A 24,603-nucleotide genomic window follows, 5' to 3' on the forward strand; every position below is an offset into this window, starting at 1 on the left:
GTAAAAAATTATGCTGAGGAGATAGCAGGCTTAGGATGAGCCGCATGGACGCGGCGAAAGCTTTCGCCACGCCGGGAGCGTGTCGCAAGCGGTCCGTTAAGCCTGATATCGACGAAGGCACCGCGCCAGCGGCATAATTCCCGCCAAAAGCCTGGGGTCTCGGGGCGAGCGGCGTTTGAGCCGTCCCGAGTCGGGCGCGTGCTACAAGGTAGCATGAAAATGGCAGCATTATCGCGCACGAAACTATCTCTCAGTCAGCATAAAAATAGACTGCTGTGTCCAGTGAAACCCCACAAAGGGGTCACAACGTCAGCGGTGACTCTTCGCGTTCCTCTTCCCCATCCTGTTGCACAATCAAGACGTTATACGCTACTGCACAGAACAGTGAATTCAGTCGGTTCATGTCTCCAAGCAAGCTCAAATGAAGCGAACTGGTTTCCAGACTCTGTACGTTGTGCTGATGTAAACGATCGACATGCGCATGCGCATAACGGCGGTTCATAATACGGAAGCGATGTTTGGCACGGCGCAGACGTTTAGCACTGGTGACATCCTCAGACAAGAAAACCGACAACCCCAGACGCAGATTCGCCAGCAGCTGTTCATGCAGGTGGTTCAACTCTTCCAGCCCCTGCGCGGAAAACGCCATGCGTACGCCAGAGGAATGATTGGCAATGTCATCTGCCATGCGTTCGATAATGTCTCCCGCCTGTTCCAGATTCAGCGCCACCTCGATCACCTCAGCCCAACGCCGAGAATCCCGCTCATCCAATCCGTCTTTCTGAATCTGCGCCAGATAGAGCTTAATCGCGGTGTAAAGGATATCGACATCATCATCAAGTCGACGAATCTCCCGCCGCTGCATAGGGTCGCCCTGCAAGACTTCGCGGTACAAACGCAGCATTTGCTCCAGCACATCGCCAATGCGCAGCGTTTCTCGTGCAGCATTGGTCAGCGCCAGCGCTGGCGTGTCCAGCGAGCTGGTGTCCAGATGACGCGGTTTCATCTGGAGATCGACCTGCGGCGAGTCAGCAATCATCACGCAGGACAGCCGCGCCACCACGCCGGTAAGCGGGATCAGCAGCAAGCAACGAATCAGGTTGTAGAACAGATGAAAGTAGATCACCAGCTCTTCGGCACCCAACGGAATACGTGTCAGCCAGCGCGACAGCGGTTCAACCAGCGGCAGCACAACCAAACAGCCGATCAGCTTGAACAGCATACTGCCGAGCGCGACGCGTCGGCCTGCCGCATTCTGCGTCGAGGTGCTCATCATCGTCAGTAATCCGCTGCCCAGATTGGCACCAATGACCAAGCACATCGCCACTTCCAGCGAGATCACACCGCTTGCCGTCAAGGTTGCCGTCAGCAGCACGGCTGCCAGACTGGAATAGGTGATCACTGCAAACAGCGCACCAGCCAGTGCATCCAGCATGACGTCGCCCGTCAACGAGGAAAACAGCACTTTCACGCCAGACGTTTGCGTGATCGGGGCCGCAGCCACGACAATCATTTCCAGCGCCAGCAAAATCAGCCCGAGCCCAATCGCCACGCGACCAACCTGACCAACTCGCGTCTGCTTACGGCTGAGGAAAAATATCACGCCCAGAAAAATCAGCAGCGGAGAAAGCCAGGAGAGATCGAACGTCAGAATTCGCACCATCAGTGCCGTACCGACATCAGCCCCGAGAATAATCACCAACGCTGGTGTTAATGCCACCAGCCCCTGTGAGACAAAAGAGGTGGTCAGCAACGCGGTCGCATTGCTGCTCTGCACCAGCGCAGTGACGCCAATACCAGCCATAAAAGCCAACGGTTTTTTCTCAACGCTATCGCTGAGAACGCGCCGTAGCTGGGTACCATAAACCCGCATGATGCCGCTACGGACAATGTGAGTGCCCCACACCAGTAACGCAATCGCAGAGAGGAGATTCAGCAGTGTTAACAAAAAGTCCGCGCCTCCAATTAAGCCATATGTTGATAGATACAATGTGTTGATGACGTAATGAACAGCTATCTTACCAGATGTTGACTGACTGTACTGCGAGGCAGGCCGCACCAAAGAAAAATCATCCAATAATCAATTAATGATAAAAATTAATTAACTGACAATTTAAAAAAAACAGAATCCAAATCAATAAGCCAACGATTTCACCTCACACCTTTCCTGGTTAACGCTATGCTCTTTTTATCCCTATAATTCTTATGGGTTATGTCCCCGTAAAATTTTTTCGCTCCAAGTAAGGAAAATGGATGAAAACAAAAACTTCATATGGACTGAACTGGTTCCCGCTGATCGTTATTCTTGCCATCGCCGCTTTTTTTTGGCAAATGGAACCCCCGACAGGCTTAAATCCCGCAGCTTGGCACTCTGCCGTCATTTTCGTGGCAACGATCGTGTGTATTGTCGCTAACGTACTCCCAATTGGAGCTATCGGCATTATCAGCATCACGCTCTTTGCGCTGACCTACGCCGCGGGGGATAAAACGGCCAGCGGCGCGATACAAACCGCACTCAGCGATCTGAACAGCTCGCTGATCTGGCTAATTGTTGTTGCCTTCATGATCGCACGCGGTTTTATCAAAACAGGGCTGGGTCGCCGCATCGCCTTGCAGATGATCCGCATGTTGGGAAAACGCACGCTGGGTCTGGCTTACGGGTTAGCCTTTGCCGATCTGGTGCTTTCTCCCGCGATGCCAAGCAATACCGCACGCTGTGGCGGGATTATTTATCCCATTGCCGATTCGCTGTCACGCAGCTTCGATTCCAAACCAGAAGACGCGTCACGCAGTAAAATCGGCACCTTTCTGATCACTTGTATCGGTAACGTTAACGATGTGACGGCGGCGATGTTTATGACCGCCTACACCGGCAACCTGCTAGCGGTGAAACTGGCAGCCAACGCAGGCGTGACGATTACCTGGGGAAGCTGGTTTCTGGCAGCGCTCGTCCCCTGCTTAATCTCTCTGGCGGTCGTCCCGCTGCTCGTCTACTGGCTGACCAAGCCAGAAATTCGCCATACGCCGGATGCCCCAAAACTGGCCGTCGCCGAACTGACAAAGATGGGCAGCATGAGCCGTGGTGAATGGCTGATGGCGTTCACTGTTATCCTGCTACTGGTGCTGTGGATTTTTGGCGACCGCTTAGGTGTGGATGCGACAACGGCCTCGTTCGTCGGGCTTTCCTTCCTGCTGTTAACCGGCGTACTAAGCTGGGAAGACGTGAAGAGCGAGAAAGGGGCATGGGATACGTTGATTTGGTTCGCCGCCCTATTGATGATGGCAAATCAGTTGAAAAAGCTCGGCTTCACCAACTGGTTTGGCGATCTCATCGGCAGCAACATCGGTCATTTAATGCAGGGAACCAGCTGGGTATTGGTCCTGTTACTACTGAATGCCGCCTATTTCTACACTCACTATTTCTTCGCCAGCGGCAACGCGCAGATCGCCGCGCTTTTTGCCGTGTTCCTCGGTGTCGGGATCAACCTGAATATTCCAGCGGTGCCAATGGCGTTCATGCTGGCGTTTACCAGCAGCCTGTACTGTTCACTGACGCAATATACGCACGCGCGTGGCCCAATCCTGTTCGGCGCGGGCTACGTGCCCACCGCCGTCTGGTGGCGCACCGGTTTCGTCGTCAGTCTGGTGAATCAGGCGATTTTCATGAGCGCAGGCCTATTGTGGTGGAAAGCGATTGGCCTGTATTGATCGTTAGCTCACATAAGATGTGAAAAAGCTGGGTTACCCCGGCTTTTTCATTTCATTGCCGCAACACGCGCGATCAGAACGAATAAGAGACGCTGCCGACGACACTGCGCTCTGCACCGAAGTAGCAGAACTCCAGCGAGTTACAGGCCGCTACGTAGCGTTTGTCAGTCAGGTTGTTGACGTTAAGCTGCGCACTTAGCCCTTTCAGACCGACCTTCGAGAGATCGTACCCCACCGCTATATCCACCAGCGTATAAGAAGGCAGCGTGTGAGTATTGGCACGATCGGAAGTCACACCGTTCACGTAACGCACGCCAGAACCAAGCGTCAGACCGTCCAGCGGACCGCTTTTAACATCATAGCTGGCCCAGGCGCTGGCCTGATTGCGCGGCGCGTACACCGCACGTTTTCCTTGCTCGGCTACGCTGCTTTTCTTATAGCGAATATCCGTATAGGTATAGGCCGCTTGCAGACGCAGATTGTCGGTAATATGGCTCACAGCCTCCAGTTCCACCCCTTCAGATTCGATTTCACCCACGGAGCGATAAGGATCGTTAGGCTGAACTTTCGTCGCCACATTCTTCTGGTTAATACGGAATACCGACAGGCTGTATTGATCCTGAGAACCTTCAGGCTGATATTTCATCCCGGCTTCCCACTGCTTGCCTTTCATCGGTTCCAGCACGTTGCCGTTATCATCGGCGAAGCTGGTTGGCGTAAAGGCCGTGGAATAGCTGACATACGGCGCAAGGCCATTATCAAATAGGTAGAGTAAGGCGGCGCGCGAGCTAAAGTTGTTTTTATCCAACTCACTGTGTGTGCCGTTGGTATGGTTAACGTGGGTCACTTTCACCCGATCGTGGCGACCGCCCAGCGTTAAGCGCCAACGTTCCCAGCTCATTTGATCCTGCATATAGATGCCCGTCTGTTGCAGCTTGTGCTTTTCCAGCGTGCCGGACATGGCCGTTGGGCCAGAACCGTAGACAGGGTTAAACGCATCGATCGCAGGGAAAGAACCCGAAGGCCAGTCCACATTATTATTACGCTGCTGATAGTCGATTCCCACCAGCAGACGGTGGTTCACCGCACCGGTATCCACGCTGCCATCGAGCTGATTATCTAACGTTAACGCAGACAGCGACTCGCGGGAACCCGAGTAATAACGGGTCAACGTGTCGGCGTTAGGCTGCGTCCAACCATAGGCGTAAACCTGATCCAAATGCACTTTGGTACGCAGATAACGCACTTTTTGACGTACAGCCCAGCCGCTATCAAAACCATGTTCAAAGTTGTATCCCACCATGTTTTGCTTACGGTCGTATTTCTCATAATTCTCTTCCCCTTCATAGAAGGTGTTTGAGATTTTCTGCCCGTTATGCGCCACCACGGTGCCTTCATACGGTAAACCTGAATGGCTACCGCCCTCAGGATCGCGTTGCAGGTAAGCCATAAATTCCAGACGGGTTTTGTCGGAAATCCGCCACAGCAGGCTAGGCGCAATCGCATAGCGTTCTTCTTTCAGCGGCCCAAATTGCGTATCCGCCTCACGCACCATCCCGCCTAGGCGGAACGCAAAACGTTCGTCATCATCTAACGGTCCGGTAACGTCAAACGCCGCGCCACGCTGCGCATTATTGCCTGCGAACAGTTTGATCTGCCCGCTGCGATCGAACGACGGCTGACGGGAATTCAGCGCCACAATCCCGCCCGGAGAAGAACGCCCGTAGAGTACGGACGCCGGGCCTCTGACCACTTCAATGCTGTCGAGGAACCAGGGATCGATAACCAGTGAGCTATGGGAGTTGGTATCCCCCATCATCTTCAGCCCGTCGAGATAGACGTTATCAAGGCTGCCATCGGAAAAGCCGCGCAGTACCATGTAGTCAAAACGGTTGGACGCGCCGATTTGGTTGTTATACACGCCCGGCGTATAACCGACCGCCTGACGAACGCTGGTCGCACCCTGCTCCTGAATCTGGTCGCGCGTAATGATAGAAACGGCCTGAGGAGTCTCAATATCGGGCGTTTCCAGCTTGGTTGCACCACGTTGTGTTTGAGACGTCACGACTAGCGTCTCGCCCTGAGAGGAAGAGGGCGTATCCTGCGCGAGTGCCGACACCGTAAATCCACTGGTGAAACAGCTAACCACCAGCGCCAGCCGCGTTTTTCTGAACATGGGAATCTCCACAGACCTTATTATTGTAAATAAGAATTATTACCGTTTTCGGTCTGGCGATAGCTATGCGCAGTGACAGCTTACGTATGCGCAATGACAAAACGGGAACTCAGCGAGAAAACCCCAGATGAGCGGCACTGCGGAAAAGTCAGGCGTAAAGGGTCAATGAGTTGATATGGATTGATGTTGATAAGGAAGGAAACGTTAGCTGACCATGCGTGCATCGCTCGGCGCCATACCGTAACGCCGCCGGAAAGCCGTGGCAAAGTTGGTCGCGTGCTGGTAGCCCGACATCCAGGCCGCCTGCTGAACGCTGTATCCCTGCACCAGATAGCGCCGGGCCAGTTCCAGCCGGCAGTCACGCAGGTAGTCAAAAACCGAATGACCATACGCCTGACGAAACTTGGTTCGCAGGCTACTGGTGCTCATCGCCGCCATCTGCGCCAGTTCATTGAGGGTGTACTCTTTTTCAGGCTGTTGCGCCAGAAGCCGACGAACGTTCTCCAGTCGATCCTGTTCGCCGGGCGGGGGCAATACGCGCCGTTCTCCCCCACGTTGCCCGAATGACAGGCCTTGCCCTAGCAACTGTAGCATCACACCTTCCAGCATCAGTTGGCGCGATAATCCCGACACGGTGTTTTCCAGCGCGTGCTGTAGCCCAGATAATAAATAGCCGGGAACCTGCCATAAAAACGTCGGATTACCGCCCTGTTCCCACTCGCTCAGCAGCGAGCCCAACAGCGGCTCCAAAGCGAAAGTGGTGGGGAAGATACCCAGCGACACGGTACGAAGGTGACAGTCCGCAAGGTGGCTGGCGTTCATGACTAATGGGTCACCCAGTCGGGTGCTGAATGCCATACCTGAACGCACAACAAATTCCTTGCTGTTCAGACGCAGCGCGACGCGACCTTCCAGCACCACCAGCGTATAGAACGGACAGCAGTGCAAAGACGTCGATTCGTAAGGCTGCAACACACGCACGTTGGAATTTGTCAGGCAAATCCCAGAGGACAGCGTCATCTCTTCGACATCGCCCTGCACCACGATACGCTTTTCTTTCGCGCGCTCACGACAGGACGACAGCTGCGGGAAGTGGTAATCAATCCCGTAACGTTCACCGATATCGAAGAAATCCTCAATGGAAAAGAGTCGTTTTAGCATGAGCGGGAAGATACCCTCATCCTGTTTAACGCCCAGAATCAGGCCTGCGGTTAGTGGAAATGCGTGGAATGAAAACAGAACAGCGCTTTCTGCTTAATTGATGCTCACCTTACCATTACCATGAAATCGCATCAATAAGACTGATAACTATTCTCATTGAAATACATTCTAAATCCTGAACACCTTAGTTAGCGTAGGGAAGGTTCTTTGGCTGGCATCAGAAATCATGCTGAGGTATCAGTGAACGCCGAGTGAGCGACAGGACGTCGCGAAAGCCAGTGCCGCGTAGGGAACGCGTCACTGGCGGCTCGATAAGCGTTCAATGATTCCGAAGGCACCGCGTAGCGGCAGGATTTCAGCCAATAGCCTGGGTACATAGGGCAAGCGGCGTTTGAGCTGCCCTATGTCGGGCGTGGCGCTAGTGTCACAGAGAAAAATGTGGCTTATCACGCACGAAACGCCCCCCTGCAATACATAATTCAGACAACAATATCAGTAAGTCACTTACTCAATTCCTTAATCCGCATCATAGCCCAAATTCGGCGCCAGCCAGCGCTCAACTTCACTCACGCTCATCCCTTTACGTACCGCGTAATCTTCCACCTGATCGTGTTGGATTTGCGCGACGGCGAAATATTTGCTGTCAGGATGGCTGAAATACCAGCCGGATACCGACGCACCCGGCCACATGGCATAGGATTCAGTGAGCTTCATGCCGGTATGCTTTTCCACATCGAGCAACTGCCAGATTTGCACTTTCTCCGTGTGGTCAGGACAAGCCGGATAGCCCGGTGCAGGACGAATGCCTTGATAGTTTTCGCGGATCAGCAGCTCATTACTGAGGTTCTCATTCGGCGCATAGCCCCAGTACACCTTGCGCACGCGCTCATGTAGATATTCCGCAAAGGCTTCCGCCAGACGGTCAGAGATCGCTTTCACCATGATCTTGTTGTAATCATCATGTTGAGCTTCCCACAGATCGGCCAACGTATCCTCTTCCAGCCCGCCGGTCACGGCAAAGGCTCCCAGATAATCCGGCTTGCCGCTGGACTTCGGCGCGACAAAGTCGGACAGGCAGTAGTTCGGGAAGTCGGTTTTTTCCGTCTGTTGACGCAGATGGTGGCTCACTGACAGCACCGTTTCACGCCGTTCATCGGTATAAATCACCACGTCATCACCCACGCGGTTCGCCGGGAAGAGCCCTACCACGCCGCGAGGATTCAGTGCGCCACGTGCGGATAAGTCGTCCAGCATCACGTTGGCATCGGCAAATAGGCGCTTCGCTTCCTCCCCCACAACCTCATCTTCCAGAATGCGAGGATATTTCCCCGCCAGCGACCAGGTCATGAAGAACGGCGTCCAGTCGATGTAGTTACGCAGCGTTTCAATGCTGGCCGTCACTCCCTGGACACCCAGACGATGCGCAACTGGCGGCGTGTAGTTTTCCCAATCTAAATCGGAGGCGTTAGCACGAGCCGCTTCCAGCGTCACGGGCGGCGTTCTCGGTTTTTTACGCGCGTGCTGAATACGCACGGTTTCATACTCTTTACGAGTGCGCGCAACAAAGTCGTCATACTGCGTACTGGACAGCAGGGCAGACACCACACCAACAGAGCGCGAGGCATTCTGCACATAAACCGTTGGGCCGCTATAGTTCTGCTCAATCTTCACAGCGGTATGCGCTTTAGAAGTCGTTGCGCCGCCAATCAGCAGCGGCAGCGTGAAGCCCTGACGCTCCATCTCTTTCGCCACGTTGACCATTTCATCCAACGACGGCGTAATCAGCCCGGACAGCCCGATGATATCGACATTCTCTTCACGCGCGGTCTTCAGGATTTTATCCGTCGGTACCATCACGCCCAGATCGATAATTTCGTAGTTGTTACATTGCAGCACCACACCGACGATATTCTTGCCGATATCGTGGACGTCACCTTTTACGGTCGCCAGCAGGATTTTCCCAGCGGACGAACCTTTGTCTTTACTGGCTTCAATATAGGGTTCGAGGTAGGCCACGGCCTGCTTCATGACGCGAGCGGATTTCACGACCTGCGGCAAAAACATTTTGCCTGCACCAAACAGATCGCCGACCACGTTCATGCCGTCCATCAGCGGGCCTTCGATCACCTCGATCGGCCGCGTCGCCTGCTGGCGTGCTTCTTCGGTATCCAGTTCGATAAACTCAGTAATGCCTTTAACCAGCGAATACTCCAGACGCTTCTTAACGTCCCAGCCGCGCCACTCCGCCTGCGTTTTGCTGCCTTCATCTTCCGTTTTGCTGCCGCGATATTTCTCGGCCAGATCGAGCATGCGCTCGGTGGCATCGCTGCGACGGTTAAGGATCACGTCTTCAACCGCATCGCGCAGTTCAACAGGCAGATCGTCATAGATCGCCAACTGGCTGGCGTTCACGATCCCCATGTCCATCCCATTGCGGATCGCGTAATACAGGAAGACGGCGTGGATCGCCTCACGGACCAGATCGTTACCACGGAATGAGAACGACACGTTGGAGACGCCGCCAGAGATCATCGCATGCGGCAATTGCGCCTTGATGTCCGCACAGGCTTCGATGAAATCCACCGCGTAGTTGTTGTGCTCATCAATCCCCGTTGCCACGGCGAAAATGTTCGGGTCGAAAATAATGTCTTCAGGCGGGAAGCCGACTTCTTCCGTCAGGATGCGGTACGCCCGGCTACAAATTTCAATTTTACGCGCACGGGTATCTGCCTGCCCGACTTCATCGAAGGCCATCACTACCACGGCGGCGCCATAGCGCCGCACCAGCTTAGCGTGATGGATAAAGGCCTCAACGCCTTCCTTCATGGAGATTGAGTTAACAATCCCTTTGCCCTGAATGCATTTAAGCCCTTTCTCAACCACATCCCATTTTGAGGAGTCGATCATGATCGGCACACGGGCGATATCAGGCTCACCGGCAATCAAATTCAGGAAGCGAATCATTGCCGCTTCCGCATCCAGCATGCCTTCATCCATGTTGATATCGATGATCTGCGCGCCGCTTTCCACCTGCTGACGGGCGACATCCAGCGCTTCGTTGTATTTCTCTTCTTTGATCAGACGTTTAAAACGTGCGGAGCCGGTAACGTTCGTCCGCTCCCCGACGTTAACAAACAGCGTGTTGGCATCGATAGTCAGCGGTTCCAGGCCGGATAAACGGCAGGCCACTGGAATCTCTGGCAGCTTACGTGGCGGCACGCCTTCCACCACTTTCGCCATAGCGGCAATGTGCGCAGGCGTCGAACCACAGCAACCGCCCACGATATTCAGGAAGCCGGATCGCGCCCATTCTCCGATATGTTTCGCCATATCGGCCGGATCCAGATCGTATTCCCCGAAGGCATTAGGCAGCCCCGCATTCGGGTGTGCGCTCACATAGCATTCTGAAATACGTGATAGTTCGGCGACATACTGGCGCAGCTCATCCGGTCCCAATGCACAGTTCAGGCCGAAGGAAAGCGGACGGGAGTGACGCAGGGAGTTGTAAAAGGCTTCCGTCGTTTGGCCGGATAGCGTACGCCCTGACGCATCCGTGATCGTGCCGGAAATCATCACGGGCAGCACGATCCCTAGCGCTTCAAATTCACTTTCGACGGCGAAACTCGCTGCTTTAGCATTCAATGTATCGAAAATGGTTTCGATCATGATCAGATCGACACCGCCCGCGATCAATGCACGTGTCGATTCGCGATACGCTTCCACCAGTTGATCAAAACTCACGTTACGAAACGCGGGATCGTTAACATCGGGGGAGATCGACGCGGTGCGGTTCGTCGGGCCAAGCACACCGGCAACATAGCGCGGCTTATCCGGCGTTAAGGCAGTCCATTTGTCCGCGCTGGCACGCGCCAGCTGTGCGGCGACGGTGTTGATTTCCGCCGACAGCGCTTCCATGTCATAGTCCGCCATCGCAATGGTGGTGGCGTTGAAGGTGTTGGTTTCGAGAATGTCGGCACCGGCTTCCAGATAGGCGTCATGGATTTCACTAATCACCTGCGGCTTGGTCAGCACTAGCAGATCGTTATTTCCCTTCACATCGCTCGGCCAGTCGGCAAAGCGCTCACCGCGGTAATCTGCTTCCTGCAGGCGATAACCCTGGATCATGGTTCCCATACCACCATCCAGTACCATAATGCGTTGCGCCAACTGACGCCGCAATTCGTCTACCCGATTACTCACGCGAACCCCATCCCCGGCCAATAAATACGATATGTAGTGTCTATACCCAAAATAATCCGAGTTGCATGCAGGCGGCAACCGCACGAATCCCCAGGAGCTTACATAAGTAAGTGACTGGGGTGAGTAAGGACAAATCGGCTAAGCCGATTTGAACGTCGCTTGCGGCGGCTCTTCAGAGCGAGGCTCAGAGAGCCGAGTATTGCCAACGCACATGTAGCTTGGAGTATGACGGGTATATCCTAGCATAAGTTATGAGCACGCTAACGCCGTGTAGCATGAGACTTTTTCAGATCATTCGCCGATAAAAAGCGCAGAGAAAGAAGAGTTGCATTCTGTGGTAAAAAAACGAAAATCAATTCCATAACCCTAAAAAGGAATCGACGCCATGACGCCACCAGAGCCAGCCAAACGCGGGAAGAAACCCAGAGCCAGTACGGGCACCACCGCGCAGCCAACCGGGCAGGTTCAGTCGCTGACCCGTGGCCTGACGCTGCTTGAATATATCGCCAAAGCAAACGGCAGCGTGGCGCTAACCGATCTCGCTCAACAGGCCGGTTTACCGAATTCCACAACCCACCGCCTGCTCACCACCATGCAGCAACAGGGCTTTGTGCGTCAGGTTGGCGACTTGGGGCTGTGGACGATTGCTTCACACGCGTTTATCGTCGGCAGCAGCTTTCTGCAAAGCCGCAACCTGCTGGCCATTGTGCATCCGATACTACGCAAGCTAATGGAAGATTCTGGCGAAACCGTCAATCTGGCCGTGCTCGATCAGACCGATAGCCAGGCGATCATCATCGATCAGGTGCAATGTACGGCGCTGATGCGCATGTCTGCCCCCATCGGCGGTAAATTGCCGATGCATGCTTCGGGGGCTGGGAAAGCATTTCTGGCGCATTTACCCGATGCTCAGGTCACTCAACTGCTGCACAAGAAAGGGCTGCATGGCTATACGCCACACACATTTAGCTCACCACAAGCCCTGAAAGAAAACCTGTCTCTGATTCGCAAGCAGGGCTATTCGTTTGATGACGAAGAGCACGCGCTGGGGCTACGCTGTATCGCAGCCTGTATTTTGGATGAACATCATGAAGCCTTCGCCGCCATTTCCATCTCTGGCCCTGTGTCGCGCATCACGGACGACCGTGTCACAGAACTCGGCGCGCTGGTGATCAAAGCCGCTAAGCAGGTCATGCAGGAATACAGCGGGTTATGAGCCTTTTAGCCGCATGTTTACGCAGACTGTGGGAAGGTTTCGTGCGCAATAATATCGTTATTTAATGCTACCTCGTAGCACGCGCCCGACACAGGGCGCTCAGTCGCCGCCGCCCTGTGTACCCAGGCTTTCGGCGGGAATTATGCCGCTGACGCGGTGCCTTCGTCGGTATCAGGCTTAACGGACCGCTTGCGACACGTTCCCGACGTGGCGCAAGCTTTCGCCGCGTCCTGCGGCTCATCCGAAGCCTGCTATCTCCTCAGCATAATTTTTTACGCCGGATAACGACAAAAGTCAGAACCATTCTCAGCCGTTGTATGTACCGGCTCAACACGTTGACTAAAACGCTTCCTCCGTCGGTAGGCGTAAACATCCTCAATGTGCCCTTCTCTAATACGCTGCTGTAGTGCTCGCCAGTAGTCCGCACAAAACAGATCGCCGTGCATTTCCTCAAACAGCGTACGAATATGGCGGTCACTGCACAGAAAATGGGGGAACTCTTCGGGAAAGACATCATTCGGTGCAACGCTGTACCACGGCTCTGCGGCCAGTTCGTCCTCTGGGTAACGTGGCGGCGGAATCTTGCGGAAATTCACCTCAGTCATGTAGCAGATCTCATCGTAGTCATAAAAGACGACTCGCCCATGACGCGTGACGCCGAAATTCTTGAATAGCATGTCGCCGGGGAAAATATTCGCCGCAGCCAGCTGTTTGATGGCATTGCCGTATTCTTCAATCACATCATGCAGCTGCTGAGCGCTTGCCTGCTCCAGATAGAGGTTCAGCGGCGTCATCCTGCGCTCCATGTACAAGTGTCGGATCACCAGTTGATCGCCCAGATCCTCCAGTTTTTCCGGCACCTCCCGCCACAGCTCATCCAACAATTCTGGGCTGATGCGATGCTTATCAATGACGAAGTTTTCATATTCCTGCGTATCTGCCATACGCCCAACACGATCGTGCTCTTTCACCAACTGATAGCATGCCATGACGCGCTCGGCGCTCACCTCTTTCTGCGGCGCAAAACGATCTTTGATGACTTTAAATACGCGATCGAACGAAGGCAGCGTAAACACCAGCATCACCATACCTTTCACGCCGGGAGCGATAATAAACTGCTCTTTTGATTCGGCAATGTAGTGCAGATATTCGCGGTAATACTCAGTTTTACTGTGCTTCTGGCAGCCGATGGCCAGATAAAGCTCCGCTGTCGTCTTCCCCGGTAAAATGTCACGCAGCCAAGCCACCAGCGCCGACGGCAGAGGGGCATACACCATGAAGTAAGAGCGGGCGAAACCGAACACAATGCTGGCATCAGCCTGACTGGTTAAGCAGGTATCAATAAATAACGCACCGCGTTCGTTGTGGTGAATCGGCAGCAGGAACGGAAAAACACCGTCAGGGAGCGACAGTTTGCCCACCAGCCAGGCCGCTTTGTTACGATAAAACAGCTCATTCGCCACCTGTAACGTCGCGTGCGCAAGCTGCTCCGTTGAGAAAGTGCGCTGTAAATACGCAGTGATATAGCCAATATCACGCGGCAAATCTTCCCACGGCAAACGCAGCGGCACGTCACCCAGCAGCTTTTCCAGCATGCTCTGCCAGCCGTCAGTGGGCACAAACGTCTTGGCGATAGGCCGGGGAATCTCGCGAAATCGCTGTTCAGGCTGAGAACTGAAAACAAACAGTTTGTCAGGCGCCAGTTCCCGATGGTTAAACAGCCGACAGTAGACGGAATTAAAGAAACTCTCTGCAATCTCAAAACGCGGATAATCCGGCAATAAACGGGTGTAGATATGCTTCACGCGAGCCAAAAAATCCGCATCATCGCAGCGAATACCGGTAATACAGCGCAGCTGTTCGACCACCAGACCAACGTGGTGATCGTATAAGTGAATACGCTGTTTCATTGCCTGCTGTACGGCGGGCCAGTCAGCCTGTTCAAAGCGCTGCTGTGCACCCGCTGTCACTTCGAGAAAACGTCCATATTGCGCATCAAACCCTTGCAGGATCGTTTGCGCCACCAGCTTTTCAAGGTCACGCGTCATCATGATCTCCAGATGAGACCCGGCCAGCCAAACGCTGACCGGGCAGGATCAGAACTGCTGTTCTTCCGTCGATCCCGTCAGCGCCGTCACCGAAGACTCGCCTCCTTGAATAATGTTCGTCACCTTATCAAAGTAGCCAGTACCGACCTCCTGCTGATGCGATGAGAAGGTATAACCGTCTTTAATCGCTTCAAATTCAGGCTGTTGTACTTTTTCTACATAGTGCCTCATCCCCTCTCCCTGCGCATAGGCATGTGCCAGGTCAAACATGTTGAACCACATGCTGTGGATGCCAGCCAGCGTAATAAATTGGTATTTGTAGCCCATTGCCGACAGCTCATCCTGAAAACGCGCAATCGTGCTGTCATCCAGATTCTTCTTCCAGTTAAAGGAAGGCGAGCAGTTGTACGCCAGCAGCTTACCAGGGAATTTCGCATGGATAGCCTCGGCAAAACGGCGCGCCAGCGATAAATCCGGCGTTGAAGTTTCGCACCACACCAAATCGGCATAAGGCGCATACGCCAGACCCCGGCTGATCGCCTGCTCGATCCCGGCACGCGTACGGTAAAAACCTTCCACCGTGCGCTCTCCGGTAATGAAGTCACGGTCATACTCATCACAGTCGGAGGTCAACAAATCTGCCGCATCCGCATCGGTTCTCGCAACCAGTAAGGTGGGCACCCCCAAAACATCCGCAGCCAGACGCGCTGCCACCAGCTTCTGAACGGCTTCCTGAGTCGGCACCAGTACTTTGCCGCCCATATGGCCACATTTCTTCGCCGATGCCAGTTGATCTTCAAAGTGAACCGCCGCCGCACCCGCTTCAATCATCGACTTCATCAGCTCAAACGCATTAAGCACGCCGCCAAATCCCGCCTCTGCATCCGCAACAATCGGCAAAAAGTAGTCGGTATAACGTTTATCACCCGGCTCAATGCGGTTCGCCCACTGAATCTGATCGGCGCGCCGGAAGGTGTTGTTGATGCGTTCAATCACCGCAGGTACGGAGTTTGCTGGGTAGAGCGACTGATCGGGATACATGCTGGATGCCAGATTGGCATCCGCCGCCACCTGCCAGCCGGAAAGATAAATCGCTTCGATACCCGCTTTCGCCTGCTGTAAAGCCTGCCCACCCGTCAGCGCGCCCAGACAGTTAACGTAGCCTTTGCGAGAATCACCATGCAGCAGGTTCCATAGCTTTGCCGCGCCGAGCTGCGCGAGCGTGCATTCCGGGTTCACCGATCCCCGTAGATTAATCACATCTTCTGCGCTGTAGGGGCGCGTAATACCTTCCCAGCGGGCGGTTTTCCACTCTTTTTCGATATGCTGGACTTGTTGGGTACGAGAGGTCGTCATAGCAGAGGTTCCTTTATTATCAGTCAGGATTAATCAAGCAATGCGTAGCCAGGTAGCGTCAGGAAGTCGATCAGCTCATCTTGCGTGGTAATTTTTTCCATCAGCCGAGCGGCTTCATCAAAGCGCCCTCCGCTGAAACGGGCATCACCGAGCTCCTCTTGAATCACAAACATCTCTTCGGCCAGCATTTGGTGGAACAGTGCTTTGGTGATCACACGACCATCGCTCAACGTCTTGCCGTGGCGAATCCACTGCCAGATTGACGTGCGAGAAATTTCTGCCGTCGCCGCATCTTCCATCAGTCCATAAATCGGGACGCAGCCATTACCGGATATCCATGCTTCGATGTACTGCACCGCAACGCGGATATTCGCGCGCATCCCCACTTCCGTGCGATCTCCCGAGCAAGGCTCCAGCAGCTCTTCTGCACGAATAGGCGCATCTTGTTCACGGCTGATATCAAGCTGATTTTTACGCTCACCTAATGCTCGGTCGAACACCTCCATCACGGCATCAGCTAACCCCGGATGAGCCACCCAGGTGCCATCGTGACCATTGTGAGCTTCCAGCTCTTTGTCTTTACGTACCTTATCCAACACCCAATTATTGCGTTCCGCATCCTTACTCGGAATGAACGCCGCCATCCCGCCCATGGCGAATGCACCGCGACGGTGACAGGTTTTGATCAACAGCCGCGAATAAGCGCTAAGGAAGGGTTTTTCCATCGTCACCGACTGACGATCGGGTAGAACGCGATCGCTGTGGTTCTTTAATGTTTTGATATAACTGAAGATGTAATCCCAGCGGCCACAGTTCAGCCCAACAATATGATCGCGTAGATGGTAGAGGATCTCGTCCATCTGAAAAACGGCGGGCAACGTTTCAATCAATACAGTTGCTTTGATCGTCCCGCGCGGCAGATCAAAACGATCTTCCGTGTAGCAGAAGACATCGTTCCACCAGGCCGCTTCCTGCCATGACTGCGTCTTTGGCAGATAGAAATAAGGGCCACTCCCCTTCTTCAGCAGTTCCTGATAGTTGTGGAAAAAATACAGCGCGAAGTCAAACAAGCTGCCGGGAATCGCTTCCCCCTGCCAGGACACGTGTTTCTCGGGCAAATGTAAACCGCGTACACGACAAATCAACACGGCAGGATTGGGTTTCAGTTGGTAGATCTTTCCAGTTTCATTGATGTAGGAAATCGTACCGCGTACGGCATCACGTAAGTTGGTTTGCCCGTCGATCACCTTTTCCCATCCCGGCGACAGCGAATCCTCAAAATCCGCCATGAACACTTTCACGTTTGCATTCAATGCGTTGATCACCATCTTGCGTTCGACCGGACCGGTAATTTCAACGCGACGATCCTGAAGGTCATCGGGAATGCCGCGTATTGTCCATGCCTTTTCACGAATGGAAGCCGTTTCTGAAATAAAATCAGGTAACTTACCCTGATCGATATTACGCTGTTGTACCTGCCGTTCGGCGAGTAATTGATTACGTGCTGGCGTGAAATGTGCGACCAGCTCCGTTAAGAAATCAATCGCTTCTTCCGTAAGAATTTGCTTCTCACCTTCGCCAAAACGCTGACTAAACGCCAATTCTCTGTTTATCGTCTGCTGCATCATTCGTGGTTCCTTTTCAGATTCCGCTTCATTTATCAACAACCGCCAGATCGGCAAATCAGTATGTACATTTCTTAGCCGACAGAATTAAGCGTAATACAAGAAAAAACAAAATCAAAAACAATTTCCATTTTTATGTAAAAGCAAAAGTAAGATTATGATAAAAATGAAGATTAAAATAAAAAAAGAAGAGAAATGACTTTCACCAAATAATGAGAATGGAATGGTTCAGCAGAAAAAAAGAAAGGCACCCTTAAAGGTGCCTCAGAGAAAAGAATTGGGATGAGCTAGTCCAGCGTAGGGTTCATCCTACGTAAATCGTAAGGCGTAATCTGGTAAACATAGTAATTCAGCCAGTTAACAAAAAGCAGATGACCGTGGCTACGCCAGCTCGCTTTCGGTTCCAGCTCAGGATTGTCATCGGGGAAATAGTTAACCGGAACAGTCGGATCCAGCCCAGCATCACAATCACGGAAAAACTCTCCTGCGAGCGTCAAGACATCATACTCTGGATGCCCGGTAACGAACGCCAGACGTTTATCTTTACTGGCAAACAGGTAAGCACCAGCCTGCTCCGACTCGACCAGAATATCCAAATCCGTATGCTCCCGAATCACATCAACCGGAAAATCTGCATAGCGCGAATGTGGAGCCAGGAATGTTTCGTCAAAGCCGCGGGTCAGCAAAGCGTGAGGTTGCAACGTGTGATGCGAGTAAACACCAGATAGCTTTTCCTTACGGGTCATCTTGGGAATGCCGTAGAGGATATTGAGAGCAGCCTGTACAGCCCAACACACGAATAATGTGGAGGTAACATGCTCTTTTGCCCATTCGATGACACGTGCGATCTGCGGCCAATAGACAACATCACAGAAATCGACCAATCCCAACGGTGCACCGGTCACAATCAAGCCATCAAAATTTTCGTCCTGAATATCGTCGAAATTGCAGTAAAAGTTATTCAAATGCTCGGTTGGCGTGTTCTTCGACTCACGGCTATCGATACGTAGCAGTTGGATATCGATCTGTAAGGGGGAGTTAGATAACAGGCGCAGAAACTGGTTTTCAGTCTCGATCTTTTTAGGCATCAGGTTCAGAACCAGCACTTTGAGGGGACGAATTTCCTGCGTTTTAGCACGCGAGGACGTCATCACAAAGACGTTCTCATTACGCAGAAAATTGACAGCTGGTAACTCATCAGGAACCCGAATTGGCATAACCTTATATCCTCAAAGCATACGTTTAAACGTTTAGACATCCAGATGCCCGAAGATAGCGAGTTTTCGTACTAATGTCGAGCGCTCAACGCATAAGGTGAAAATGTTTCACTGTGTCCAGAGAACGAGCCACATGCTTTATCTTTTTTTCCTTGCCAGTTCAATAAGTTCTGCATCGACTAACGCCTGAGAGCTTTCTATTACAATCAATCGCGCCCTCGGTGAAGCAGCTACGGCTATTTCCTGAAGAATACGTTCCTCAACCTGAGACAATCCACCCTCATTCATTTCAAGAGCATGAATAATCAGCACATCCTGACCAAATTTAAACCAGCTACGTTTTATAAACTTGTCGGCTAAATCTTGAAGAACTTTCTCTGCACGAAAAAAATCAGCAACCAGTAAGCGTGAATTACTAAAAACCTGGCTGGAATCACTTAGCTCCTGAGACGTTTCAGGATCACGAACAACCATTTTATTCTTACGGATCTGGATATATAAGATCGTCATTTATTTCCCTATATTTATTATTCCGTATGGGTTTCTACGTACAAACGGTGAGCAAATCTTTGCAGCTAACACCAAAAATTTCCCATAGCAAAAAGCCCCTGTCTTCCGACAGGGGCTTTCCACTTGTTTGATGCCTGGCAGTTCCCTACTCTCACATGGGGAAGCCCCACACTACCATCGGCGCTACGGCGTTTCACTTCTGAGTTCGGCATGGGGTCAGGTGGGACCACCGCGCTATCGCCGCCAGGCAAATTCTGTTTCATTCCAATCGTCATGCTTCGCTTTCGCTCTCGCATAACCATCAGAACCAATCCTAAAACAAGCTGATTATCAAAATCTCTCTGAGTCCATCTCAAAACACCTTCGGTGTTGTAAGGTTAAGCCTCTCGGGTCATTAGTACTGGTTAGCTCAACGTATCGCTACGCTTACACACCCAGCCTATCTACGTCGTAGTCTTCAACGGCCCTTCAGGGGTATCAAGTACCCAGGGAAGACTCATCTCGAGGCAAGTTTCCCGCTTAGATGCTTTCAGCGGTTATCTCTTCCGCACTTAGCTACCGGGCAATGCAATTGGCATCACAACCCGAACACCAGTGGTGCGTTCACTCCGGTCCTCTCGTACTAGGAGCAACCCCTCTCAATCTTCCAACGCCCACGGCAGATAGGGACCGAACTGTCTCACGACGTTCTAAACCCAGCTCGCGTACCACTTTAAATGGCGAACAGCCATACCCTTGGGACCTACTTCAGCCCCAGGATGTGATGAGCCGACATCGAGGTGCCAAACACCGCCGTCGATATGAACTCTTGGGCGGTATCAGCCTGTTATCCCCGGAGTACCTTTTATCCGTTGAGCGATGGCCCTTCCATTCAGAACCACCGGATCACTAAGACCTGCTTTCGCACCTGCTCGAGCTGTCACTCTCGCAGTCAAGCTAGCTTATGCCTTTGCACTAACCTCCTGATGTCCGACCAGGATTAGCTAACCTTCGTGCTCCTCCGTTACGCTTTGGGAGGAGACCGCCCCAGTCAAACTACCCACCAGACACTGTCCGCAACCCGGATCACGGGCCCACGTTAGAACATCAAACATTAAAGGGTGGTATTTCAAGGTTGGCTCCACGCAGACTGGCGTCCACGCTTCAAAGCCTCCCACCTATCCTACACATCAAGGCTCAAGGTTCAGTGTCAAGCTATAGTAAAGGTTCACGGGGTCTTTCCGTCTTGCCGCGGGTACACTGCATCTTCACAGCGAGTTCAATTTCACTGAGTCTCGGGTGGAGACAGCCTGGCCATCATTACGCCATTCGTGCAGGTCGGAACTTACCCGACAAGGAATTTCGCTACCTTAGGACCGTTATAGTTACGGCCGCCGTTTACCGGGGCTTCGATCAAGAGCTTCGCCTTGCGGCTGACCCCATCAATTAACCTTCCGGCACCGGGCAGGCGTCACACCGTATACGTCCACTTTCGTGTTTGCACAGTGCTGTGTTTTTATTAAACAGTTGCAGCCAGCTGGTATCTTCGACTGATTTCAGCTCCGTGAGCAAGTCACTTCACCTACCATCAGCGTGCCTTCTCCCGAAGTTACGGCACCATTTTGCCTAGTTCCTTCACCCGAGTTCTCTCAAGCGCCTGAGTATTCTCTACCTGACCACCTGTGTCGGTTTGGGGTACGATTTGATGTTACCTGGAGCTTAGAGGCTTTTCCTGGAAGCGTAGCATTGGTTACTTCATCACCGTAGTGACTCGTCATCACGCCTCAGTGTTAATGACGACCCGGATTTACCAAAGTCATCCACCTTCACGCTTAAACCGGGACAACCGTCGCCCGGATAACCTAGCTTTCTCCGTCCCCCCTTCGCAGTAACACCGAGTACAGGAATATTAACCTGTTTCCCATCGACTACGCTTTTCAGCCTCGCCTTAGGGGTCGACTCACCCTGCCCCGATTAACGTTGGACAGGAACCCTTGGTCTTCCGGCGTGCGGGTTTTTCACCCGCATTATCGTTACTTATGTCAGCATTCGCACTTCTGATACCTCCAGCAACCCTCACAGGCCACCTTCGACGGCTTACAGAACGCTCCCCTACCCAACAACACCTGAGTGTCGCTGCCGCAGCTTCGGTGCATGGTTTAGCCCCGTTACATCTTCCGCGCAGGCCGACTCGACCAGTGAGCTATTACGCTTTCTTTAAATGATGGCTGCTTCTAAGCCAACATCCTGGCTGTCTGTGCCTTCCCACATCGTTTCCCACTTAACCATGACTTTGGGACCTTAGCTGGCGGTCTGGGTTGTTTCCCTCTTCACGACGAACGTTAGCACCCGCCGTGTGTCTCCCGTGATAACATTCTTCGGTATTCGTAGTTTGCATCGGGTTGGTAAGTCGGGATGACCCCCTAGCCGAAACAGTGCTCTACCCCCGAAGATGAATTCACGAGGCGCTACCTAAATAGCTTTCGGGGAGAACCAGCTATCTCCCGGTTTGATTGGCCTTTCACCCCCAGCCACAAGTCATCCGCTAATTTTTCAACATTAGTCGGTTCGGTCCTCCAGTTAGTGTTACCCAACCTTCAACCTGCCCATGGCTAGATCACCGGGTTTCGGGTCTATACCCTGCAACTTAACGCCCAGTTAAGACTCGGTTTCCCTACGGCTCCCCTATACGGTTAACCTTGCTACAGAATATAAGTCGCTGACCCATTATACAAAAGGTACGCAGTCACCCTGATTAATCAAGGCTCCCACTGCTTGTACGTACACGGTTTCAGGTTCTATTTCACTCCCCTCGCCGGGGTTCTTTTCGCCTTTCCCTCACGGTACTGGTTCACTATCGGTCAGTCAGGAGTATTTAGCCTTGGAGGATGGTCCCCCCATATTCAGACAGGATGTCACGTGTCCCGCCCTACTCATCGAACTCACAATTTGTGCATTTTTGTGTACGGGACTATCACCCTTTACTGTGCGACTTTCCAGACGCTTCCACTAACACACAAACTGATTCAGGTTCTGGGCTCCTCCCCGTTCGCTCGCCGCTACTAGGGGAATCTCGGTTGATTTCTTTTCCTCGGGGTACTGAGATGTTTCAGTTCCCCCGGTTCGCCTCATTACGCTATGTATTCACGTAATGATAGTGTGTCGAAACACACTGGGTTTCCCCATTCGGGTATCGTCGGGTATAACGCTTCATATCAGCTTACCGACGCTTATCGCAGATTAGCACGCCCTTCATCGCCTCTGACTGCCTAGGCATCCACCGTGTACGCTTAGTCGCTTAACCTCACAACCCGAAGGTGTCTTTGATAAATCAAAGTCACTGTCGTGCTGCGATTATTTGAGAGACTCATTGACACACTGATACACCATTCATACCTGAAGGTACCAATGCATGTTCAGCTGTCATGTTTCAATTTTCAGCTTGTTCCAGATTGTTAAAGAGCAATATCGTAAACATGACTCCGAAGAATCATCTTTAAGATATTCATGATAATGTCTTTCACTCATTATCGGATTGGCGTCCCCAAGGGGATTCGAACCCCTGTTACAGCCGTGAAAGGGCAGTGTCCTAGGCCTCTAGACGATGGGGACACGAAAAATCCGTACCGAATCAGAAATTCGGCACTATCGTGTCAGCATGAGTTTACACTCATCGCATCAACAGGTGCGCTTGCTCAGTATTTTCATCAGACAATCTGTGTGAGCACTTCACTTAACACACATCTTCTTGGTAAGGAGGTGATCCAACCGCAGGTTCCCCTACGGTTACCTTGTTACGACTTCACCCCAGTCATGAATCACAAAGTGGTAAGCGCCCTCCCGAAGGTTAAGCTACCTACTTCTTTTGCAACCCACTCCCATGGTGTGACGGGCGGTGTGTACAAGGCCCGGGAACGTATTCACCGTAGCATTCTGATCTACGATTACTAGCGATTCCGACTTCATGGAGTCGAGTTGCAGACTCCAATCCGGACTACGACGTACTTTATGAGGTCCGCTTGCTCTCGCGAGGTCGCTTCTCTTTGTATACGCCATTGTAGCACGTGTGTAGCCCTACTCGTAAGGGCCATGATGACTTGACGTCATCCCCACCTTCCTCCGGTTTATCACCGGCAGTCTCCTTTGAGTTCCCGACCGAATCGCTGGCAACAAAGGATAAGGGTTGCGCTCGTTGCGGGACTTAACCCAACATTTCACAACACGAGCTGACGACAGCCATGCAGCACCTGTCTCAGAGTTCCCGAAGGCACTCAGCTATCTCTAGCTAATTCTCTGGATGTCAAGAGTAGGTAAGGTTCTTCGCGTTGCATCGAATTAAACCACATGCTCCACCGCTTGTGCGGGCCCCCGTCAATTCATTTGAGTTTTAACCTTGCGGCCGTACTCCCCAGGCGGTCGATTTAACGCGTTAGCTCCGGAAGCCACGCCTCAAGGGCACAACCTCCAAATCGACATCGTTTACAGCGTGGACTACCAGGGTATCTAATCCTGTTTGCTCCCCACGCTTTCGCACCTGAGCGTCAGTCTTTGTCCAGGGGGCCGCCTTCGCCACCGGTATTCCTCCAGATCTCTACGCATTTCACCGCTACACCTGGAATTCTACCCCCCTCTACAAGACTCTAGCCTGTCAGTTTTGAATGCAGTTCCCAGGTTAAGCCCGGGGATTTCACATCCAACTTAACAGACCGCCTGCGTGCGCTTTACGCCCAGTCATTCCGATTAACGCTTGCACCCTCCGTATTACCGCGGCTGCTGGCACGGAGTTAGCCGGTGCTTCTTCTGCGAGTAACGTCAATCGATAAGGTTATTAACCTTACCGCCTTCCTCCTCGCTGAAAGTGCTTTACAACCCGAAGGCCTTCTTCACACACGCGGCATGGCTGCATCAGGCTTGCGCCCATTGTGCAATATTCCCCACTGCTGCCTCCCGTAGGAGTCTGGACCGTGTCTCAGTTCCAGTGTGGCTGGTCATCCTCTCAGACCAGCTAGGGATCGTCGCCTAGGTGAGCCATTACCTCACCTACTAGCTAATCCCATCTGGGCACATCTGATGGCGAGAGGCCCGAAGGTCCCCCTCTTTGCTCTTGCGAGGTTATGCGGTATTAGCTACCGTTTCCAGTAGTTATCCCCCTCCATCAGGCAGTTTCCCAGACATTACTCACCCGTCCGCCGCTCGTCACCCAGAGAGCAAGCTCTCTTGTGCTACCGCTCGACTTGCATGTGTTAGGCCTGCCGCCAGCGTTCAATCTGAGCCATGATCAAACTCTTCAATTTAAGATTTGTTTGATTTGCTGAACTCGTCAGCGATGCTCAAAGAATTAAAACTGTTTATTCGTAATGAATTTACTGTTGTTCACTCTTCAAGACTTTTTTATATCGTTAAGATA

11 protein-coding genes, 1 tRNA gene and 3 rRNA genes are annotated in these 24,603 nt (G+C 52.5%); 2 read left to right on the forward strand and 13 right to left on the reverse strand.

Annotation, left to right across the window (positions count from 1 at the left end; translation table 11 throughout):
• Nucleotides 1-301 precede the first annotated feature (301 nt).
• A complete protein-coding gene (locus JFY74_18485) occupies nt 302-1,948 on the reverse strand; it encodes a Na/Pi cotransporter family protein (protein ID QQG28020.1) in 1,647 nt (548 codons plus the stop codon).
• A gap of 305 nt (nt 1,949-2,253) precedes the next feature.
• On the opposite strand from JFY74_18485, the gene JFY74_18490 reads away from it, so the two are divergent.
• Nucleotides 2,254-3,708, forward strand: coding sequence for a DASS family sodium-coupled anion symporter (locus JFY74_18490; GenBank protein QQG28021.1), 1,455 nt, complete (start codon nt 2,254-2,256; stop codon nt 3,706-3,708).
• A 73-nt stretch (nt 3,709-3,781) separates the two neighbouring features.
• Here the strand turns inward: JFY74_18490 and JFY74_18495 are convergent, their stop codons facing one another.
• The 3 genes from JFY74_18495 to metH form a co-directional block, all read right to left on the reverse strand.
• The gene (locus JFY74_18495; GenBank protein QQG28022.1) at nt 3,782-5,884 is read right to left on the reverse strand and encodes a TonB-dependent siderophore receptor; all 2,103 of its coding nucleotides are present in this window, start codon (nt 5,882-5,884) and stop codon (nt 3,782-3,784) included.
• A 204-nt stretch (nt 5,885-6,088) separates the two neighbouring features.
• Entirely contained in the window at nt 6,089-7,045 is a 957-nt protein-coding gene (locus JFY74_18500) for a helix-turn-helix transcriptional regulator (GenBank protein QQG28023.1), read from the reverse strand.
• Nucleotides 7,046-7,561: 516 nt separating this feature from the next.
• Nucleotides 7,562-11,245, reverse strand: a complete 3,684-nt coding sequence (metH, locus tag JFY74_18505) for a methionine synthase (protein ID QQG28024.1) — start codon at nt 11,243-11,245, stop codon at nt 7,562-7,564.
• Nucleotides 11,246-11,630: 385 nt separating this feature from the next.
• Between metH and iclR the strand changes: the two genes are divergently transcribed.
• Nucleotides 11,631-12,461, forward strand: coding sequence for a glyoxylate bypass operon transcriptional repressor IclR (iclR, locus tag JFY74_18510; GenBank protein ID QQG28025.1), 831 nt, complete (start codon nt 11,631-11,633; stop codon nt 12,459-12,461).
• 272 nt (nt 12,462-12,733) lie between these two features.
• On the opposite strand, the gene aceK is transcribed toward iclR, so the two are convergent.
• The 9 genes from aceK to JFY74_18555 form a co-directional block, all read right to left on the reverse strand.
• Nucleotides 12,734-14,509 carry a bifunctional isocitrate dehydrogenase kinase/phosphatase gene (gene aceK / locus JFY74_18515; protein ID QQG28026.1) on the reverse strand — a complete coding sequence of 592 codons (1,776 nt, stop codon included), beginning with the start codon at nt 14,507-14,509 and terminating at the stop codon, nt 12,734-12,736.
• Nucleotides 14,510-14,557: 48 nt separating this feature from the next.
• A complete protein-coding gene (gene aceA / locus JFY74_18520; protein QQG28027.1) occupies nt 14,558-15,865 on the reverse strand; it encodes an isocitrate lyase in 1,308 nt (435 codons plus the stop codon).
• 29 nt (nt 15,866-15,894) lie between these two features.
• Nucleotides 15,895-17,493 carry a malate synthase A gene (aceB, locus tag JFY74_18525; protein ID QQG28028.1) on the reverse strand — a complete coding sequence of 533 codons (1,599 nt, stop codon included), beginning with the start codon at nt 17,491-17,493 and terminating at the stop codon, nt 15,895-15,897.
• Nucleotides 17,494-17,777: 284 nt separating this feature from the next.
• Nucleotides 17,778-18,707 carry a homoserine O-succinyltransferase gene (metA, locus tag JFY74_18530; protein QQG28029.1) on the reverse strand — a complete coding sequence of 310 codons (930 nt, stop codon included), beginning with the start codon at nt 18,705-18,707 and terminating at the stop codon, nt 17,778-17,780.
• A gap of 138 nt (nt 18,708-18,845) precedes the next feature.
• The gene (locus JFY74_18535; protein QQG28030.1) at nt 18,846-19,217 is read right to left on the reverse strand and encodes a hypothetical protein; all 372 of its coding nucleotides are present in this window, start codon (nt 19,215-19,217) and stop codon (nt 18,846-18,848) included.
• A gap of 132 nt (nt 19,218-19,349) precedes the next feature.
• Nucleotides 19,350-19,465, reverse strand: a 5S ribosomal RNA gene (gene rrf, locus JFY74_18540).
• A gap of 125 nt (nt 19,466-19,590) precedes the next feature.
• Nucleotides 19,591-22,500, reverse strand: a 23S ribosomal RNA gene (locus JFY74_18545).
• Nucleotides 22,501-22,732: 232 nt separating this feature from the next.
• Nucleotides 22,733-22,808: transfer RNA gene (locus JFY74_18550), tRNA-Glu, on the reverse strand.
• A 140-nt stretch (nt 22,809-22,948) separates the two neighbouring features.
• Nucleotides 22,949-24,490: ribosomal RNA gene (locus JFY74_18555) — 16S ribosomal RNA — on the reverse strand.
• The 16S, 23S and 5S rRNA genes sit together here with 1 tRNA gene alongside, the layout of an rRNA operon.
• Between the last annotated feature and the right edge of the window lie 113 nt (nt 24,491-24,603).

Source organism: Pectobacterium carotovorum (genome assembly GCA_016415585.1).
In the GTDB taxonomy this organism is placed as follows: domain Bacteria; phylum Pseudomonadota; class Gammaproteobacteria; order Enterobacterales; family Enterobacteriaceae; genus Pectobacterium; species Pectobacterium carotovorum_K.

Bases quoted from the DNA above. Each gene is read 5' to 3' on its own strand.
- aceA (QQG28027.1), bottom strand. From the start codon at position 15,865: ATGACGACCTCTCGTACCCAACAAGTCCAGCATATCGAAAAAGAGTGG.
- JFY74_18490 (QQG28021.1), top strand. From the start codon at position 2,254: ATGAAAACAAAAACTTCATATGGACTGAACTGGTTCCCGCTGATCGTT.
- JFY74_18495 (QQG28022.1), bottom strand. From the start codon at position 5,884: ATGTTCAGAAAAACGCGGCTGGCGCTGGTGGTTAGCTGTTTCACCAGT.
- JFY74_18535 (QQG28030.1), bottom strand. From the start codon at position 19,217: ATGACGATCTTATATATCCAGATCCGTAAGAATAAAATGGTTGTTCGT.
- iclR (QQG28025.1), top strand. From the start codon at position 11,631: ATGACGCCACCAGAGCCAGCCAAACGCGGGAAGAAACCCAGAGCCAGT.
- JFY74_18500 (QQG28023.1), bottom strand. From the start codon at position 7,045: ATGCTAAAACGACTCTTTTCCATTGAGGATTTCTTCGATATCGGTGAA.
- metA (QQG28029.1), bottom strand. From the start codon at position 18,707: ATGCCAATTCGGGTTCCTGATGAGTTACCAGCTGTCAATTTTCTGCGT.
- aceK (QQG28026.1), bottom strand. From the start codon at position 14,509: ATGACGCGTGACCTTGAAAAGCTGGTGGCGCAAACGATCCTGCAAGGG.
- aceB (QQG28028.1), bottom strand. From the start codon at position 17,493: ATGATGCAGCAGACGATAAACAGAGAATTGGCGTTTAGTCAGCGTTTT.